The following is a 17,700-nucleotide window of genomic DNA, read 5'->3' as shown; positions in this document are numbered from 1 at the left end:
ACAGGAGTAAATTATAGTTTAGGTTAAAGTATGCCACAAGTTCCTTAGGAAGGACGGTGGCATTTTTTTATATGCTGAACGCAAAAGCAGCATCCGCCAAAGACGGAACAGGCGTGGAACGCTAATGCAGAAGGATAAGGAGAAGAAACGAAAAATCCGCCAAAGGCGGACAAATGCTAACCTGAAATCTCTGTAACATATAACGCTTGTACCCTGTAACCTCTGTAACCTGTAACTTGTAACCTTGTAACGAGTACCCTGTAACCCCTGTAACCTGTAACTTGTAACCTTGTAACGAGTACCCTGTAACCTGTAACTTGTAACCCCTGTAACCTGTACCCTGTAACCATTGTAAAACCTGTAACCCCTGTAACCTGTACCTTGTAACCTTGTAACGAGTACCCTGTAACCCCTGTAACCTGTAACTTGTAACCTTGTAACGAGTACCCTGTAACCTGTAACTTGTAACCCCTGTAACCTGTACCTTGTAACCCTGTAACCGGTAACCAGTAACCGCCGGTAACCTTGTTAACTTATCAACTGCTCAACTCCTGTATTAACCCCATCAACTCCCGCACCCACCACAACCTCCACCGCATCCGCCACCGCTACAACCACCGCCTCCATCTCCGCCGCTACCGGAACAACTGCTGCAACTGCTGCAGGAGCTATTGGTCACCGATCGCTTGTCATGGTTAAGTACCGGAAAAGGCGCAAAGATGGCAGTGAGTGCAGCTCCTTCTGCAAACCAGGTCAGCGTGTCGTTTCCAAACATGCTATATGCTGAAACTACCTGGTCGCTATACAAGCTGCCATCATGCTGTAACTCTTTGGCCAGCTTTTCTGCTTTTAAAAGCACCATCTTCCTGCGTGACAAAGCACTTGTAAGAATGGCGGAAACAAAAACCAGAATGAAGCATTCAGAGAAAAGATTCCATAGCGGTTTATGGTAGACCAATCCCTGAATGAACCTGATGACAAGCACCGCATAGGGAATCAACAGCAAATGGTATTCTTTCAAAAGCGGTTCTTTGTGATAAGCCAGGTGATAGAGCTTTTGCAGCACCGGATGTTTGATCGCCTCTTCATTGTACCACTCAGTTGCTATGCCTTCATAATTGATGCTGTCATACTGTTCATTCAAAAACCCGGGGATCAAGGGATTCTGCTCGTTAACAGGTTTACTGTACCAGTTCCTGTGAAGAATAAACCGGTTATCATTCGTAAGTCCGATCAGGTTGCGCCGCAGCAGATCTACTATGCCTGCCTGAATGGCCCGGTGTTTACCGAAGAGAAATTGCGCGATTTGAAAAGGAGTGGCATCTGTGGGAAACTGTTCGGTAACTAATTGTTTCAGTGCGCGGCCTTTTTCGTTTTGGAGAATTACATAACCAATTATACAACTAAGCGCCAGTAAAGGAAAGAAAACGAGGAATTGACGACCATTCAATGAAAAAGGAGACAAGACTTTGTGCAGGTAAGCACTTACAATGAGCGGAAGCGTTAGCAACATTATAATAAGAGCGATGGTTTCATTGGATATGGAGTAGCGCGGCTCGGGAAAATGTTGCTGAATTTCAAGGGGCGGTGGCCAAATGTCATCTGGTGGCGGTGATTCAAAGATGGATTGGTATAGAACCAGCGTTTCCTTATACCAATCGCGGTGTTTGTGGTCTTCGTCATCCCCTCCCCGGGATGGATGGTGATGGATGTCTTTGCCCAAGGTGTTCTTACAAAGGTCGATCCAGTACGATCTGGTATAAGTGAGGTGTAAATGCCAGGCTTCGTCTACGGCCTGTGAGGGTGATGCGCCATCTGGAGAGATGCAACATAAGAAAAGGAATTTCCGGTACTCTGCAATGACCCTTTCTGTGTAGAAGGCTGACCAGTTTTGTTTTGCAGCTAATTTGTGCGAGAAGGTAACTGCTGCATGAGGGTCATCGAGGGGAAATTGTTCTATTGCATTCCAAAGGCTTCTGTGTTCTTCAACTTTCATATTTCTGTCTTTGGTTACACAAAGTTATAACGGAGTTAAGCATGCGTGCAAGAAAGCTTGTGTTACCAAATCGTTAAGCATCGTGGAACCTGCACTTTGTATGTGAAACGCGCTTATGGAACGTTTGTGGAACGATGCAGCAATGGACAATGGGCAATTTAGGCAATGGGCAATGGCAACAGGTATCAATTATAAACGTTCACCATTGCAACTTTATCAGCCCAGCCAACCCGTCTACTAACTAATCCAACTCATCCACATACTCCTCCAATAAGACCTTGCTCCTGCCCACCTTCAGCCTGTAACCGACACCCACCTTCAACGCATAATTCTCTTTTTCATGGCTCACCGGGAAACCGAAACTTACCGGGTAGTCGTACTCCTTCACAATGTCATTTATAAGCTCATATACGGTTTGTCCGAAAGGCCGTTCGGTATCCTTTATATCGCTAAAACCACCGATAATCAGTCCGGCCAGTTTTTCAAGCTTACCACTGCGTTGCAGTTGCCGCATCATCCGGTCAACATTGTACAGGTATTCCCCCACATCTTCGAGGAAAAGGATCCTGCCCTTTGTTTTGATGTCTGAAGGCGTACCCACTATGTGGGCCAGCAGGGCCAGGTTACCGCCCACCAGCTCGCCAATGGCTTCGCCTTTCCTGTTAAATGCATGGCCCGCACACTCATACCTTATTCTTTTTCCCTCCAGCGCCTGTTTTAGTGATCCAACATACTCATTCGCATAACCGCCATCGTTAAACGCCCCTGCCATCGGCGCATGGAGGGTGGCTATACCGTAATTGGAATAAATATGTGCGTGCAATACGGTGATATCACTGAAGCCGATCACCCATTTGGGCCGTTTTTTAAATTTCTTAAAACTGATATGATCGATGATGCGGCTTAAACCATATCCCCCACGGGCACATAATACCGCATCTACTTCATCGTCATCGAGGATCTGTTGAAAGTTGATCAGGCGTTCTTCATCGGTGCCCGAAAAATAATTGGTGGAAAAACTGCCGACCGTGGTGCCGACTTTCACTTTATATCCCCATTGCTGCAGTACATCAATACATGTTTGTGCTTTTTCTATTGCCATAAATCCCGAGGGACATACCAATGCGATCGTGCTGCCTGGTTGTAAATAGGGAGGAACTTTTACCATAGTTAGATGCCAATTGCGACTGTTAATTAACGAATATCAAAAATAAGGAAACCATGGCAGCCTAGATTTCCCGCAGTATTACTTCTTCATTAGAAACGGTCAACCGGTGTATTACGCCACATTTTAAAGCGTAGTTATTCCGTTGATGACCAACGGGAAAATCAAAACAAACAGGATAGTTGTATTCTTTTACCTTTTCCAGCACAATGTCGGCTACCGTACGGCCGAACTCTTCCCCGGCATCATCGGGTTTTACTTTGAAGCCGCCAACGATCAAACCTGCCAGCTTTTCGAGCTTACCGGTCCGTTTCAGGTTCCAGAACATGCGATCGATGCTGTAGAGATATTCGCCCGTATCTTCTACAAACAATATTTTGTTAGTCGTGCGCAGATCAGATCTGGTACCGGCCAAAGTTTCTATCAGCTTCAGATTGCCACCCACGAGGGCGCCTGCTGCTTTTCCCGGTTTGTTATAGGGATTTACCGGCGCTGTATAATGCATCTTTTGGCCCGTTAATGCCTGTTTTATTGAAAGGATCGTATCGATCTGGATCTGTTCAGCCTTATTCCAGTCGTCGGGAAAACTGTTGCACATTTTTGAATGAATGGAGGCAATGCCATAATTCCGGTTCAGGTGGCAGTGCAGGACGGTAATGTCGCTGAAACCAATGATCCATTTGGGATGAGTAGCCAGTTTGCTGAAATCCAGTTTATCGATGATCCGAACAAATCCATAACCACCACGGGCACACATAATGGCTTTTACCCTGGGATCATCGATCATCTGTTGAAAATCCTTCGCCCTTTCTTCATCGGTGCCCCCGAAGGTCCAGTCCTTTTTACCTACGGTATCACCCACCTTGATATTGTACCCCCACTCTACCATTTGCAGCATCGCCGGTTGTATTTCAGGCAGGGTAATATGGCCTGCCGGACAGGTAATACCAATGGTATCGCCGGGTTTTAAATAGCGGGGCAGAATAGGCGCGGGTGATTCATGATCATCATTATTAACCACGGCACTCCAACCAGGAAAAGGCAATCCGGCCACCAGGAATGAGGATAAAAAATGCTTACGGTTCATTTACTGAATATAATTTTTAAATATACCGCAAAGTTCCTTTAGCCCATATATAAAGAAATTACTTTTATCGTATGACAGCAGGTTTTATAATAACATTGTTAGTAGCCTTTGCATTGGTACTTTGGGTGTTATACCAGTTGCTCATTCGCAATAAAGCGGTGCGGTGATCAAAAACGAGGTAATGTTCACGCGGTAACCGGGAACTGGTAACCGGCATCCGGCAACCAATTTTATGCCTTGCCCCCGAATGGTTATTTTTGCAATTCCCCATCCGGCATTTGCCTGGCTGCTTAGCGATATGCAGTACAAGGGATCCGCCGACTGGCGGAAAGGGACGATGATAAGAAAAACTAAAGACGATCAAATGAGCAATTTTAAGCGCTATTTAGTCACAGCGGCCCTGCCGTACGCCAATGGTCCCGTGCATATCGGTCACCTGGCAGGCTGCTATTTACCGGCTGATATCTATGTGCGTTACCAACGCGCGCAGAAAAGGGATATCAAATTTATTGGCGGCAGTGATGAACATGGAGTTCCCATTACCATCCGCGCCATGAAAGAAGGCGTGAGCCCGCAACAGATTGTAGATAAATACCATGCCCAGATCAAGGAGAGCTTTGATCAAATGGGTATTTCTTTCGATATCTATTCGCGCACTTCGAATCAGGTTCACCACGAAACAGCAGCGGCCTTTTTCAAAAAACTGTACGACGATGGACTGTTCGAGGAAAAAGAGACCGAACAGTATTATGACGAAAAAACGAATACGTTCCTGGCAGACCGGTACATCACTGGTACCTGTCCGGTTTGCGCCAATCCCAATGCATACGGCGACCAGTGTGAGAAATGCGGTTCTTCGCTTAGTCCGGAACAATTAATAAACCCGCGCAGCACCCTCAGTGATGCTGTGCCGGTAAAACGGAAAACCAAACACTGGTACTTCCCGTTGCAGAACTATGAGGACTGGCTGAAAGGCTGGATCCTCGAAGGCCATACCGAGTGGAAGAACAACGTATATGGGCAATGCAAAAGCTGGCTTGATAGTGGTTTGCAAAGCCGCGCCATGACCCGCGACAGCAGCTGGGGCGTAAAAGTTCCCCTGCCGGATACCGAAGGCAAGGTGCTGTACGTGTGGTTCGATGCGCCGATCGGGTATATTTCTGCCACTAAAGAACTGACCGAAAAATGGGACGATTACTGGTGTAAGGATGACACCAAACTGGTGCACTTCATTGGTAAAGACAATATTGTTTTCCACTGTATCATTTTCCCGGCGATGTTGAAAGCGCATGGCGGATTTGTACTGCCCGATAATGTACCGGCTAATGAGTTTTTGAATATTGAAGGTGAGAAAGTTTCTACCAGCCGTAACTGGGCGGTATGGGTGCATGAATACATCAAAGATTTCCCGGGCTGCGAAGATATGTTGCGTTATGTGTTATGCAGCAATGCGCCGGAAACCAAAGACAATGATTTTACCTGGAAAGATTTTCAGACAAGGGTAAAAGGAGAGCTGGTTGACATTTTCGGCAACTTCGTGAACCGCGCTTTTGTGCTGATGCACAAATTATGCGGCGGCAAAGTGCCCGCTTTACATGCAGACGTACTGGATGATGCCGGCAAAAACCTGCTGGCTGAATTTGAGGTGACCAAAACTAAGGTAGAAGAACATCTCGAGAACTTTAAGTTCCGCGATGCCTTGTTCGAAGTGATCGACCTCTCGAGAAAAGGCAATAAATACATGCAGGAAAAAGAACCCTGGATGGTTGCCAGGACCTTAGCCGAAAATCCCGATAACCAGAAACTGATCGATAACTGCCTGCACATTTGTTTGCAGCTGACCGCTAACCTGGCCATTTTGATCAATCCATTTTTGCCGGGCACTGCGCAAAAGATGCTGCATATGATGAAGGTGGTTGATAAAATGTTAGAATGGGAGAATGCCGGTAAAACAAAATTGCTGAGTGTTGGTTATAGCTTACGGGCCCCTGAATTGCTGTTCCGGAAAATTGAGGACGCCGAGATAGAAGCGCAGATCGCGAAATTAAAGGCCGGACTGGTGAAGCCGGAAACCGGAGCTCAGCAACCGGAGGCCGGAAGTCAGCAACCGGAAAATACCGCAGCACCCAAAGCAGTGAAGGAGCAAATTCAGTATGATGATTTTGCCAAGCTCGATCTTCGCGTAGGCACTATTGTGGCTGCAGAAAAAGTACCCAAGGCCGACAAACTCTTAAAGCTGCAGGTAGACCTGGGTTTTGAGACCAGAACCATTGTATCGGGTATTGCCGAACACTTCAAACCGGAAGAGATCACCGGCAAACAGGTAGTGGTGGTAGCCAACCTGGCGCCCCGCAAAATGCGCGGCATTGAAAGCAATGGCATGATCCTGATGGCTGAAGACAAAACAGGTAAACTGCATTTTATTAATCCTGTTGATGCTATTGACAATGGCTCTTCAGTGAGTTAAATAGATTATTCACCATTGTGCCCCACTTGTTTTGCGCAATGGCAAAGCAGGTGGGGTTATCTTTTTAATACCATTAATATGAAGATCGGATTTATTGGATTAGGCAACCTGGGCACTCCTATTGCCGAAAACATGCTCGAAAAAGGACACCAGTTATTTGTTTACAATCGCACCGCTTCCAAAACCAAAGCATTAACCGATAAAGGCGCCACCGCCATTGCAACGGTTAAGGAGCTTGCTGCGCAATGTGCAGTGATCGTAACGATGGTCTCAGACGATAAAGCCTTAAAAAGCATTTGCGAAGGCGACGAGGGCCTGATACAGAATATGCAGCCCGGTGGCGTTCACATCGCCATGAGCACCATACTGCCGCTTACTGCGCAGGAATTATCAGAACAACACCAACAACAGGGTTCACACTACCTGGCGGCACCGGTATTTGGCAGGCCTGAAGCGGCCCGTGCGCGCAAACTGAACTTTGTGATATCAGGTGCAGCTACCCTTCGCCAGCAGTACGAACAACTGTTTAAAGATGCCGGTGGCGCGGGTGTCTGGGATTTTGGCGATGCCATCACTGCTGCCAATACCGTGAAGCTTTGCGGCAATTTTATGATCGCAGCTGCGCTGGAAGCCATCGGTGAAAGCGTTTCACTGGCGGCCAAAAGCAATATCGATACGCAGAAAATGTGGTCCTTCTTTTCGCAAACACTTTTCAACTCGCCTATCTATGTGAACTATGGTAATATCATCGTAAACCAGCAGTTCAAACCGGCTGCATTCAATATGCCCTTGGGCTTGAAAGACATCAACCTGGTGCTTTCGCAGGCGGCGGCAGTAGACAATAATATGCCCTTTGCCATGCTGCTGAAACACCATATGCAACAGATCATTGAAAAAGATCCTGAACTCGACTGGAGCGCCGTGTCGCAGGCAGCGAATCTATAGGCAATGGGCAAAGGGCAATTGGCAATAGGCAATGGGAAAAAGGCAATTGGCAATGAGCAAAGGCGAGACCTGTAAGGTGGGCAGCAAGCTCCTGAGCAATCAGTGGGTGGTAGTCCACCTGACAGGTCGTTGTATCAATCGAAACAGACCTGTCAGGTCCAAGTCAACATGCCCAAGTGGCAAAAACCGATGATGGACCTTACAGGTCTTGTTTTCTTCACAGGTCTCCTCTTATCAAGGGATCAACACCACAACGATATCCATCACATTGGTGAAAGTAGGCCCGGTAATAATATGCCCGCCGGCCTGGTGAAAGAAATTCCAGGAATCGTTTTGCAACAAAAAATCCTCAGCTGTTAATCCCCGTTGGGCAGCCTGTTTTAAAACCGCTGCATCCACTACGGCGCCTGCCGCATCGGTAGGGCCATCAGTGCCATCGGTGCCCGCACTGAGCAGTACCGGCATTCCTTCACCATCCGGAAAAGCCTCCTGCAATGCGATCAATGCAGCCAGGACAAACTCCTGGTTACGGCCACCCTTTCCGGGCTTCTTAATGGTCACGGTGGTTTCTCCTCCCAACAATAAACAGGCAGGTCTTGGTCCATTATACTGCAGCACTTGTGCTACGAGTTCCTGCGCTTTATCGCGCGCCTCACCCTGCATCGCATCGGTTACAATAACCGGTGTATACTGCAATGTGCGGGCGGTCTCCGCCGCCGCTTCCAGCGCCACCCGGTTGGTGCCAATGAGGTAATTAAAGCTTTTTGTAAAAATGGGATCAGCGGGTTTGGGTGTTTCCCGGATCTCTTTATTTAAGCCTGACTGCAGCCAGCGAATGACACTGACCGGTAGTTTCTCCAGCAACTGATATTTACATACAATGTCCCAGGCATCGGCAAAAGTACTGGGGTCAGCAACCGTAGGTCCGCTCGCAATACTCTCGAGCGGATCGCCAATTACATCGCTAAGAATAAAATTGATCACTGTAGCCGGCCAGGCAGTGCGCATTAATTGTCCGCCTTTAATAGCGGCCGATAAATGCTTTCGCACCGTATTCATTTCCTCAATGGTGGCGCCACATTGCAACAAGCGGTTAAATACCATTTGCAGCTCCGGCAGTAAAACACCGGGCGGACAATCGACCACCAGCGCTGAAGCGCCTCCGCTGATCAGGGCGATCACCACATCTTTTTCACCGGCAATTTTCAACAGGCGGATGATTTCCCTTCCACCCAGCAAACTGTTTTCATCCGGCACCGGATGGCCTGCTTCCATGCAACGGATCTTGTTTAAAGGAAAAGCATGACTGTATTTGGTAACCACCACGCCGTCGTTGATCCGGCTGTCAAGCACCAGCTCCGCCTCCCGCGCCATGGCCGCACTGGCCTTGCCCGCACCTATAATAAATAACTTATTTATATCTGCTTGGTCAAAAAGCTGTTCGCCCAGCAACAAGCGGTCCTGCTGCCATCGCATAAACCTCGGCAATAGATATTGCGGCTGCACCGCCCGCACCGCTGCGGAAAATATTTTAAGTGCATCGTTTCGCATCTTTTCGGCTGTTTTTTTACGGAGAGCCAGTTACTTATATAATTTCTGATAAATAGCGGCCAGCCTGCCAGACTGCTAATTTATAAAAAGCACTTGGCACGTGCGGATTTTATCCTATCTTTGAAAATAGTTGTTTAGCTAACTATTTTTTTATGAGTAAACGAATCATTAAAAAAGTAGCTGTACTGGGAAGTGGAGTTATGGGTTCCCGTATTGCTTGCCACTTTGCAGGTGTTGGGCTTCAGGTACTGTTGTTAGACATGGTGCCGAAGGAAGCTGTTGAGAGTGATAACAAAGCTGCGCGCAATAAACTGGTTAACGATGCCCTGCAGGCTGCGCTTAAAAGCAATCCTTCACCGGTTTATACGAAGGACGTTGTGAAGAAGATCTCCACCGGCAACTTTACTGATAATATGAAAGATATCGCCGGCTATGACTGGATCATAGAGGTGGTTGTAGAAAGGCTTGATATCAAACAGCAGATCTTTACCGAAGTAGAAAAGTACCGCACCACTGGCACGCTGATCACTTCCAATACCTCAGGTATTCCTATTCACCTGATGGCCGAAGGCAGAAGCGATGATTTTAAGAAACACTTCTGCGGAACGCATTTTTTCAATCCTCCCCGTTATTTACGTTTACTTGAAATAATTCCAACACCGCATACCGATGTCAGTGTAGTTGATTTTTTAATGCAGTACGGTGACCTGTACTTAGGGAAGACCACCGTGTTGTGTAAAGACACGCCGGCATTTATTGCCAACCGCATTGGTGTATATGGCATCATGGCCATCTTTGGCCTGGTAGAGAAAATGGGTTTAACCGTTGATGAGATCGATGCATTGACCGGCCCCATCATCGGCCGGCCCAAATCTGCTACGTTCAGAACAGCAGATGTGGTAGGTATCGATACGCTGGTAAAAGTAGCTAAAGGTGTTTATGATAATTGTCCCAACGACGAGCACCGGGATAGTTTTGTTATTCCTGCCTGGCTCGAAAAAATGGTAGCCAATAATCAATTGGGCGACAAGACCGGACAAGGTTTCTTTGTAAAGAAAAAAGGCACAGGCGGCGAAAAAGAGATCTTCTCGCTCGACCTGAAGTCCTTTGAATATAAACCGCGCACAAAAGCAAAATTCGCTACGGTAGAAACGGCCAAACCGATCGATGATCTGAAAACAAGGATTAAGGCCTTGTGCGCCGGCACCGATAAGGCCGGTGAGTTCTACCGCGCATTTCATTACGGCTTGTTCTCCTATATCTCCCACCGCATTCCTGAAATTTCAGACGAGCTTTACCGCGTTGACGATGCTATGATGGCCGGTTTTGGCTGGGAGATCGGCGCTTTTGAAAGCTGGGATGTGTTGGGCGTAGAAAGCACCGTACAGAAGATGAAAGCAGCCGGTTATTCAGTAGCTCCCTGGATCAATGAGATGCTGGAAGCCGGTGTAAAAAGTTTTTATAAAGTTGAAAATGGGAAGCGGCTGTTCTATGATGTACACTCAAGATCATATAGATCATTACCAGGCGGTGATGCATTTATCGTGATGAAGAATTTTGAGAACCAGACCGTATGGAAGAACAGCGCCTGCCGCTTGTACCATTTGGGAGACGATGTGCTGGGCCTTGAGTGGTATACAAAAATGGGCAGTATCGGCGGCGAAGTGCTGGAAGCCATTCAAAGATCTATAACAACAGCTGAAGAAAAATATAAAGGACTGGTAATTGCCAATGACAGCGCCAACTTCAGCGCCGGCGCCAATGTAGGCATGATCTTTATGCTGGCCATTGAGCAGGAATATGATGAGCTTGACATGGCCATCCGGATGTTCCAGAACACCATGATGCGGGCCCGTTATAGTGCTGTGCCCGTGGTAGTAGCGCCCCATGCGCTAACCCTGGGCGGCGCCTGTGAGCTGAGCCTGCATTCAGATAAGATCTGTGCAGCGGCAGAAACGTATATTGGCCTGGTTGAACTGGGGGTTGGCTTGATCCCCGGGGGTGGCGGCACCAAAGAATTTGTATTACGGGCCGCAGATGAAATGCATGAGGACGAACCAGATACAAATACACTTAAAAACCGCTTTCTTACCATCGCAACAGCAAAGGTGGCCACTTCGGCTGCAGAAGGGTTCGAGCTGGGCATCTTACGCAAAGGAAAAGACGAAGTGGTGATGAACCAGGGCCGCCGGATCGCAGAAGCGAAAAGAAGCGTGATCGAATTTTTCGACAGTGGTTATGTTACTCCCGTGCAGCGGAAAGACATCAAGGTGTTGGGCCGCTCTGCCCTGGGCGCATTATATGCCGGTATCAATGGTATGTGGCGGGCAGCGTATGCAACAGATCATGATGTAGTCGTAGCCAAAAAACTGGCCTATGTCATGTGCGGCGGCGATCTGAGCGAACCTACGTTGGTATCTGAACAATATTTACTCGACCTGGAAAGGGAAGCCTTTTTATCACTCTGTGGTGAAAAGAAAACCCTGGAAAGGATACAAAGTGTTTTGAAAGGCGGAAAGCCTATCCGCAATTGATAACTAGGCGTCACATGAGAAAATCAGGCGTTCCGATTCATCGGGACGCCTTTTTCGTTAAATTAGGGTTGGTTGATGAGTTGACTAATTGATTGCGTTGTCGTGAAATGGAATTGCCGGTTTTCAGCGGATACAGGGTTCAGGGCGCTGCAGTTGTATTTGCCTGCAACTAACTTGCAAGCTGTAACCTGGAACGGTATCATGTTCGTTCTATTGCCGTTTGGCGGTTAAGCAGATCAACGATGAATATTAATAGTAATTAAATTTCCCTTTAGGGGCAAGAGGGTATGGGTGAGGCCGAATTACATACGAACCAGTTGGTGATCCATTCTGTATTCTTCTTCTACGGAGATGCAGCCACCAAAGAACTTTCATGGCAAATAGCCAATGATATTGACAATCATTGGAATGAACCCCAGGCCAGTATCCGGATCGGCAATAACTGGTACCAGGTGCGCTTCGACATTGACGGTATTTATGAGCCCGACCTGGATCCGGAAAAAGTATGGTACAATGATAATCCTCGTTTTAATTTTTTTCGCATTGAAGAATTTGCCCCCGGCGATGATATTTCGTTTGTAGATGGCATCGGTAGTAATACAGGTTACTTTAAACTCGCGAACGTATTACAAACCTCCACAACCGCAGCCCATGAATACGGGCATACCCTCGGTTTGATCCATCCGGAAGATCTGGATATCAGGGGACAATCAGCTCCCGGTATAATGTACCCGCGCGGCACGATCGTCGATCCGCCTTTTCAGTATGACCCGAATGCCGCACCCGGCCCGGGGCACGGTGGCACGCTGAATCCCATCCATCGAAGGGTGCTGCAAAAGGATGTAGAAGCATTGAAACTGCATAAACTGCTTTTTACCAATGGAAGAGCGATGGTGGGCGATTTTACCAGCCTGTATCATGAAAAGCACAGACCGGTTATTACCTGATCCATCGGCCAGTTGAAATTGGCAAACTCCGCCGGTAATATTTGGCTTGTTCCAGCGACATATTGGTAGTACTTTTTATCATTCCTGGCCCAATCATCGCTAAACAGCTAAACATGGCAATTCTTACCGTTGAGAATCTACACAAACATTACGGCCCCATTCAGGCGCTAAAAGACGTTTCTTTTTCAGTGCCCAGCGGATCGGTATTCGGCATCCTGGGCCCTAACGGCAGTGGCAAAACGACTTTATTAGGCATTATCCTAGATGTGTTAAAAGCCTCATCGGGTTCTTATAAATTATTTGATGAAGCACCCAGCCATCTGCACCGGCAACAGATCGGCACCCTGCTCGAAACCCCCAATTTTTATCATTACCTGAATGCCGTACAGAACCTGCGGATCGCCGCAGCGATCAAACAAAGAGGTAAAAGCGATATAAACAAAGTGCTGGAACTGGTTAACCTGGAGCAACGGAAATTCTCCAAATTCAGCACCTATTCGCTGGGCATGAAACAAAGGCTGGCCATTGCCAGCAGCCTCCTTGGCGATCCTGAAGTGCTGGTATTTGATGAACCTACTAATGGACTTGATCCCGTTGGTATTGCAGAAACCCGGGAACTCATTAAGAAACTGAATAAGGCCGGCAAAACCATTATCATGGCCAGTCACCTGCTCGATGAGGTAGAGAAAGTTTGCAGCCATGTGGCCATCCTGCAAAAAGGAACGCTGCTTACGCACGGCCATGTAGATGAAATTCTGGTAACGGAAGACATTGTAGAAGCAGGTGCAGCCGACTTGCCGAAACTACATTCGCTTTTACAAGGATATGCCGGCGCCAAAAAAGTTCAAAGGAGCGAACAGCATGTTGAATTATCGTTTACCCAAGGCACGGCCACTTTAGAAGCATTAAACCAGTATTGCTTCAATAATGGCATAACCCTTAACCATCTTCGCCTGCGTAAAAAAAGTCTGGAATCCAAATTCATCGAACTCACGCAAAAACTGAATTAATATGGGGCAATTATTAGTTATAGAATGGATGAAGCTGAAGAACTATCGCGCTTTCTGGATCCTGTTATGCATTTATATCGCCACCATTTTTGGCGGCAATTACATTATTTACCGCATCCAGGAAGTAATATACGCTGAAAGACAGGCCAAAGGCATAGCTACCATGCTGCTGGGCAATCCGCCTTATGCTTTCCCCACCGTGTGGCAGGCCGTATCACACGTCAGCAGCTGGCTGCTCTTCATTCCCGCTTTGATCATGATCATGGCGGTAACGAACGAATACAGTTTCAAAACGCATCGCCAGAATATTATTGATGGCTTCACCCGCCGGCAATTCATCACTGCCAAGATCATGATCGCCACCGGCCTTGCTTTACTGTCTGTTGTTGTGGTTATTATTACGGCCATGATATTTGGTATTATGCAGGGCGGCGCTTCTTTCAGTTTTGAAGGCTTTTCCTATATCGGTTATTTCTTCCTGCAGGCTATGAGCTATATCATGGTAGCGCTGTTAATGGGCATATTGTTTAAACGGGGCGGACTGGCCATTGGGGTCTTTTTCGCCTATGCCCTTGTGCTGGAGCAGATCCTTGTACTGATCTTGAACAGATATGTTAACTATTTCGGCCGTTATCTGCCGCTGGAATCGACCGATATGCAGATTCCTTTTCCGCATATCCAGCGGGTAATGAATAAGCTGCTCGATAATACACCGAACCTGACCGCCATTTTTGTAGTGTCGCTGCTATACCTGGCCAGTTACCTGTTCATTGTAGTTAAAAAGTTCGAGACAGACGATCTGTAGTTATTTTTTGAGCAGGTCATCCAGCGCCACTTCCAGGGTTGGATACTGGAATTGGAAGCCGCTGCTGCTGATCTTTTCAGCACTAACCTTAGTGCTTTTCAGCAATTCAATACTCACTTCACCGATCATCAGTTTCAATACAAATGAAGGAACATAGACAGGAATATGAAAGCTGCCTTTCATTTTGCGGGCCAGTGTAAGGATCAGGTGTTTGTTAGTCACCGGGTTTGGCGCCACGGCATTGTATTCACCTTGTTTCCGCTCATCATTGATCACAAATAAGATCAGGCGGCAGAGGTCATCGATGTGGATCCAGCTGAGCACCTGGTCGCCACTGCCGAAGATGGGAGCAATGCCTGCTTTAACGGGCTTTTTAAATTCGGCAAGTGCGCCTCCCTCATTGGTTAAGACCACACCGCAACGCAAGATGACCAGGCGTTTATTAAGGGCAGTTACCGGTTTAATGGCGTTTTCCCATTTCACGCAGGTGTCACCTAAAAAACCAGTATCGGCCGCATCGCCTTCCCGGAAGACCGACTGATCAGGGGCCCTGTTCTTATCATCACCATACCAGCCAATACCTGCCAGGCTGATCACGGCCTTTACTTTGTTGGGATTCTCCTGCAAGGCTTTTACCAGTAAGGCGGCGCTTTGTACGCGGCTGTCTACGATCTCGGCTTTACGTTTTTTTGACCAGCGTTTGTCGGCAACACCGGCTCCGGCCAGGTTAATGATATAATCGGCTTTTTGCAACGCATCAAGATCAATGGTTTGTTTGGCCGGGTCCCAGGCTGCATAGGAAACAGCAGCTGTGCCTTCCCGGGGCTGCCGCGATAATATAATTACCTGGTGTTGTTTACCGGTTAAGAAGCTGGTAAGGGATCTACCAATGGTGCCCGTACCACCGGTGATAAGTATGGTTGCCATAGTGCAAATGTAGGATTTGTTACCGGTTTGCCGGGTAACCGTGCCCCGGTTTGGAACTGTGATCCCGGTGTTCGCTGGTAAAAAACAAATCCCCCCGATTAGTCGGGGGGATTACAACTAAAAACAACAATCGCTGTGTTAAAACAATCGATTTAACCCGGTACCCCTGTTCAATGAACCTTTACTCTCAATACAAACAGGTAGCACATGGGTGGGACAGGATACTAAACAACTATTATTAATCTGGTTTCTTTCCATCCAGGAAGGTATTCAGGGTGGAAATCTGACCATTATTATTTTCGTCGGCTTTTACTTCATACTTGCTGTAAAAATTTTCTACGCTTGAAATAGTGTTATACAGTTCCAAATTGCGGCGGATGTATGCCGGCACAGTTTCAAACTCGTTGTTAGGGTCAGCTCCGTTAATATTGAACGAAAGGTTGCGCAATTTCTGTATTCGTTCAGCTGCACGGCGTTTTTGTTCTTCTGCTTCGTCTAGCATTGCCAGGTCCTCAGCAGAAATATGGCCGTTACTAACAGGGGGTTGAGAATGATAGGCCCCAGGCTCATCCGCCGCTGGAATATCATCTTTGAAAACCAGGTGCAGTTCATTGGAAGGATCTTCTTCCTGGATTGGGTTTGCACCTGTGTTTCTGACAGGTTCCTTCACAGGCGTCTGTTCCGGTTTGGATTCATCTTTTTTTGGTTCTGCATAAATATTGGTGGGCTTGGCCAAGTATCCTCCGGATGCTGCAGACATCGAAGAATTATTTTGCGCCTTTTGGGGCTGTTGCTGTTGTTGCTGTTGCTTTATTGACAAAGCAGCATTCTCAACGGGAGCGGATGGCTGCGAAAGTACCCATTCAATTTTTCCCGGCGTGCCATTTTTATCCACGGTATTGTCCACAGTAGATTTACCTGCGTCCTCCTTCGTAAAAAGTTCGACGGTAACAGGCGGTGTATCGGCATCCACCAGCTTGGGCGCCAGCTCGGGTTTTATAACAGGCTCTTCCTTTTCCTCTTTCTTCTCAGCTACCGGCTGCTCTTTCTTTGGCTGTTGCTGTTGCTGCTCCAACGAAAGCAGGATCTTTTCATCTTTCTTTGGCTCAACCTTTTTGGTTTCCTTTTTAAAAGGGTCTTTATGTTCGAAGCCGGTGGCAATAAGGGTGATACCCAGCTTATCGCCCAGTGATTCATCGTAACCCATACCGAGAATTACATCGGTGCCTTCGCCGGCCTGGTTTAATAAATAATTTTGAATGATCTCCACTTCATCCATTGTGAACTCATGTTCGCCTTCGGCAGAATTGATATTGATGAGGATCCATTTGGCGCCCCGGATATCATTGTCATTCAGCAAAGGTGAATTCAATGCTTCTTCGATCGTACGCAACGCACGGTCTTCACCGCTGCAGGCTGCACTACCAAGGATGGCTACCCCTCCGTTACGCATCACCGTGCATACATCGGCAAAGTCAACGTTGATCTGGCCGGTGCTGTTAATAACATCGGTAATACATTTGGCAGCGGTTGCCAGTACATTATCTGCTTTCCCAAACGCTTCCTTCATCTTCAGATTGCCGAACTGGTGACGCAATTTGTCGTTACTGATCACCAGCAGGGTATCAACAGATTGTTTTAATTCCTTTATACCATACTCAGCCTGCAATTGCCGTTTCCTTCCTTCGTAGGAAAAAGGCGTAGTGACTATTCCAACAGTAAGTATATCGAGCTCTTTACATATTTTAGCGATAATAGGTGCGCCACCGGTACCGGTTCCGCCTCCCATACCCGCCGTGATGAATGCCATTTTGGTATTCACTTCCAGAATACGTTTGATCTCTTCCAGGCTTTCTACGGTTGCCTGTTTGCCGATCTCGGGGTTTGCTCCCGCACCCAATCCCTGGGTAAGATGCGGTCCCAACTGCACTTTATTAGGCACATTGCTTTGTGAAATAGCCTGTGCATCGGTATTACAGATAATAAAATTTACGCCTTCAATATTCTGGCTATACATGTGGTTAACCGCATTGCTACCGCCACCACCTACACCAATCACTTTGATGATGGATGATTTTTCCTTTGGCAAATCAAAATGAATCATAGCTTACTGTTTAACAGCCCCACCAGCCTACCCTCACTCGCTGCTGAGACCAGATTAAGAATAATAACGGGTTAGTTTAACAATTTTGCATTGCAACGGTTCGTATTGCGGCGGCAAACGATCCATGGCCATGCTGGTTCTTTTCATATTCCCCGGATTTTC

Annotated in this window: 12 protein-coding genes; 6 read left to right on the top strand and 6 right to left on the bottom strand. The window is 47.3% G+C overall.

Features of this window, described 5'->3' with window-relative positions; translation table 11 throughout:
- Nucleotides 1-565: 565 nt before the first annotated feature.
- The 3 genes from JT717_RS04935 to JT717_RS04925 form a co-directional block, all read right to left on the bottom strand.
- Nucleotides 566-1,996, bottom strand: coding sequence for a UCP032817 domain-containing protein (locus JT717_RS04935; protein WP_205509051.1), 1,431 nt, complete (start codon nt 1,994-1,996; stop codon nt 566-568).
- Nucleotides 1,997-2,237: 241 nt separating this feature from the next.
- Entirely contained in the window at nt 2,238-3,164 is a 927-nt protein-coding gene (locus JT717_RS04930; RefSeq protein ID WP_205509050.1) for a S66 peptidase family protein, read from the bottom strand.
- A 61-nt stretch (nt 3,165-3,225) separates the two neighbouring features.
- On the bottom strand, nt 3,226-4,248 hold the full coding sequence (locus tag JT717_RS04925) for a S66 peptidase family protein (protein ID WP_205509049.1): 1,023 nt from the start codon (nt 4,246-4,248) through the stop codon (nt 3,226-3,228).
- A 364-nt stretch (nt 4,249-4,612) separates the two neighbouring features.
- Between JT717_RS04925 and metG the strand changes: the two genes are divergently transcribed.
- Both metG and JT717_RS04915 read left to right on the top strand, forming a co-directional pair.
- Entirely contained in the window at nt 4,613-6,715 is a 2,103-nt protein-coding gene (gene metG / locus JT717_RS04920; RefSeq protein WP_240347848.1) for a methionine--tRNA ligase, read from the top strand.
- 15 nt (nt 6,716-6,730) lie between these two features.
- The gene (locus JT717_RS04915; protein ID WP_255552911.1) at nt 6,731-7,660 is read left to right on the top strand and encodes an NAD(P)-dependent oxidoreductase; all 930 of its coding nucleotides are present in this window, start codon (nt 6,731-6,733) and stop codon (nt 7,658-7,660) included.
- A gap of 234 nt (nt 7,661-7,894) precedes the next feature.
- On the opposite strand, the gene JT717_RS04910 is transcribed toward JT717_RS04915, so the two are convergent.
- On the bottom strand, nt 7,895-9,211 hold the full coding sequence (locus JT717_RS04910) for a glycerate kinase type-2 family protein (protein ID WP_205509047.1): 1,317 nt from the start codon (nt 9,209-9,211) through the stop codon (nt 7,895-7,897).
- A 152-nt stretch (nt 9,212-9,363) separates the two neighbouring features.
- Between JT717_RS04910 and JT717_RS04905 the strand changes: the two genes are divergently transcribed.
- The 4 genes from JT717_RS04905 (at nt 9,364) to JT717_RS04890 (ending at nt 14,507) form a co-directional block, all read left to right on the top strand.
- Entirely contained in the window at nt 9,364-11,745 is a 2,382-nt protein-coding gene (locus JT717_RS04905; RefSeq protein WP_205509046.1) for a 3-hydroxyacyl-CoA dehydrogenase/enoyl-CoA hydratase family protein, read from the top strand.
- A 287-nt stretch (nt 11,746-12,032) separates the two neighbouring features.
- Nucleotides 12,033-12,692, top strand: a complete 660-nt coding sequence (locus JT717_RS04900) for a zinc metalloprotease (RefSeq protein WP_205509045.1) — start codon at nt 12,033-12,035, stop codon at nt 12,690-12,692.
- 113 nt (nt 12,693-12,805) lie between these two features.
- Nucleotides 12,806-13,702: an ABC transporter ATP-binding protein gene (locus JT717_RS04895; protein ID WP_205509044.1), complete on the top strand. Its 897-nt coding sequence runs from the start codon at nt 12,806-12,808 to the stop codon at nt 13,700-13,702.
- Nucleotide 13,703: 1 nt separating this feature from the next.
- Nucleotides 13,704-14,507, top strand: coding sequence for an ABC transporter permease (locus JT717_RS04890; protein WP_205509043.1), 804 nt, complete (start codon nt 13,704-13,706; stop codon nt 14,505-14,507).
- Here JT717_RS04890 and JT717_RS04885 read toward each other — a convergent pair whose 3' ends face one another.
- Both JT717_RS04885 and ftsZ read right to left on the bottom strand, forming a co-directional pair.
- The gene (locus JT717_RS04885) at nt 14,508-15,434 is read right to left on the bottom strand and encodes a TIGR01777 family oxidoreductase (protein WP_205509042.1); all 927 of its coding nucleotides are present in this window, start codon (nt 15,432-15,434) and stop codon (nt 14,508-14,510) included.
- A 238-nt stretch (nt 15,435-15,672) separates the two neighbouring features.
- Nucleotides 15,673-17,538: a cell division protein FtsZ gene (gene ftsZ, locus JT717_RS04880; RefSeq protein WP_205509041.1), complete on the bottom strand. Its 1,866-nt coding sequence runs from the start codon at nt 17,536-17,538 to the stop codon at nt 15,673-15,675.
- Nucleotides 17,539-17,700: the final 162 nt, after the last annotated feature.

The organism is Longitalea arenae, from assembly GCF_016924755.1.
In the GTDB taxonomy this organism is placed as follows: domain Bacteria; phylum Bacteroidota; class Bacteroidia; order Chitinophagales; family Chitinophagaceae; genus Niastella; species Niastella arenae.
The sequence above is the reverse complement of the archived record's forward strand: the minus strand, read 5'-3'. Positions and strand labels throughout refer to the sequence as shown.

What these genes read in the sequence shown, in the direction of transcription:
- JT717_RS04935 (WP_205509051.1), bottom strand. Translation starts at nt 1,996, where the DNA reads ATGAAAGTTGAAGAACACAGAAGCCTTTGGAATGCAATAGAACAATTT.
- JT717_RS04930 (WP_205509050.1), bottom strand. Translation starts at nt 3,164, where the DNA reads ATGGTAAAAGTTCCTCCCTATTTACAACCAGGCAGCACGATCGCATTG.
- JT717_RS04925 (WP_205509049.1), bottom strand. Translation starts at nt 4,248, where the DNA reads ATGAACCGTAAGCATTTTTTATCCTCATTCCTGGTGGCCGGATTGCCT.
- metG (WP_240347848.1), top strand. Translation starts at nt 4,613, where the DNA reads ATGAGCAATTTTAAGCGCTATTTAGTCACAGCGGCCCTGCCGTACGCC.
- JT717_RS04910 (WP_205509047.1), bottom strand. Translation starts at nt 9,211, where the DNA reads ATGCGAAACGATGCACTTAAAATATTTTCCGCAGCGGTGCGGGCGGTG.
- JT717_RS04905 (WP_205509046.1), top strand. Translation starts at nt 9,364, where the DNA reads ATGAGTAAACGAATCATTAAAAAAGTAGCTGTACTGGGAAGTGGAGTT.
- JT717_RS04900 (WP_205509045.1), top strand. Translation starts at nt 12,033, where the DNA reads ATGGGTGAGGCCGAATTACATACGAACCAGTTGGTGATCCATTCTGTA.
- JT717_RS04895 (WP_205509044.1), top strand. Translation starts at nt 12,806, where the DNA reads ATGGCAATTCTTACCGTTGAGAATCTACACAAACATTACGGCCCCATT.
- JT717_RS04890 (WP_205509043.1), top strand. Translation starts at nt 13,704, where the DNA reads ATGGGGCAATTATTAGTTATAGAATGGATGAAGCTGAAGAACTATCGC.
- JT717_RS04885 (WP_205509042.1), bottom strand. Translation starts at nt 15,434, where the DNA reads ATGGCAACCATACTTATCACCGGTGGTACGGGCACCATTGGTAGATCC.
- ftsZ (WP_205509041.1), bottom strand. Translation starts at nt 17,538, where the DNA reads ATGATTCATTTTGATTTGCCAAAGGAAAAATCATCCATCATCAAAGTG.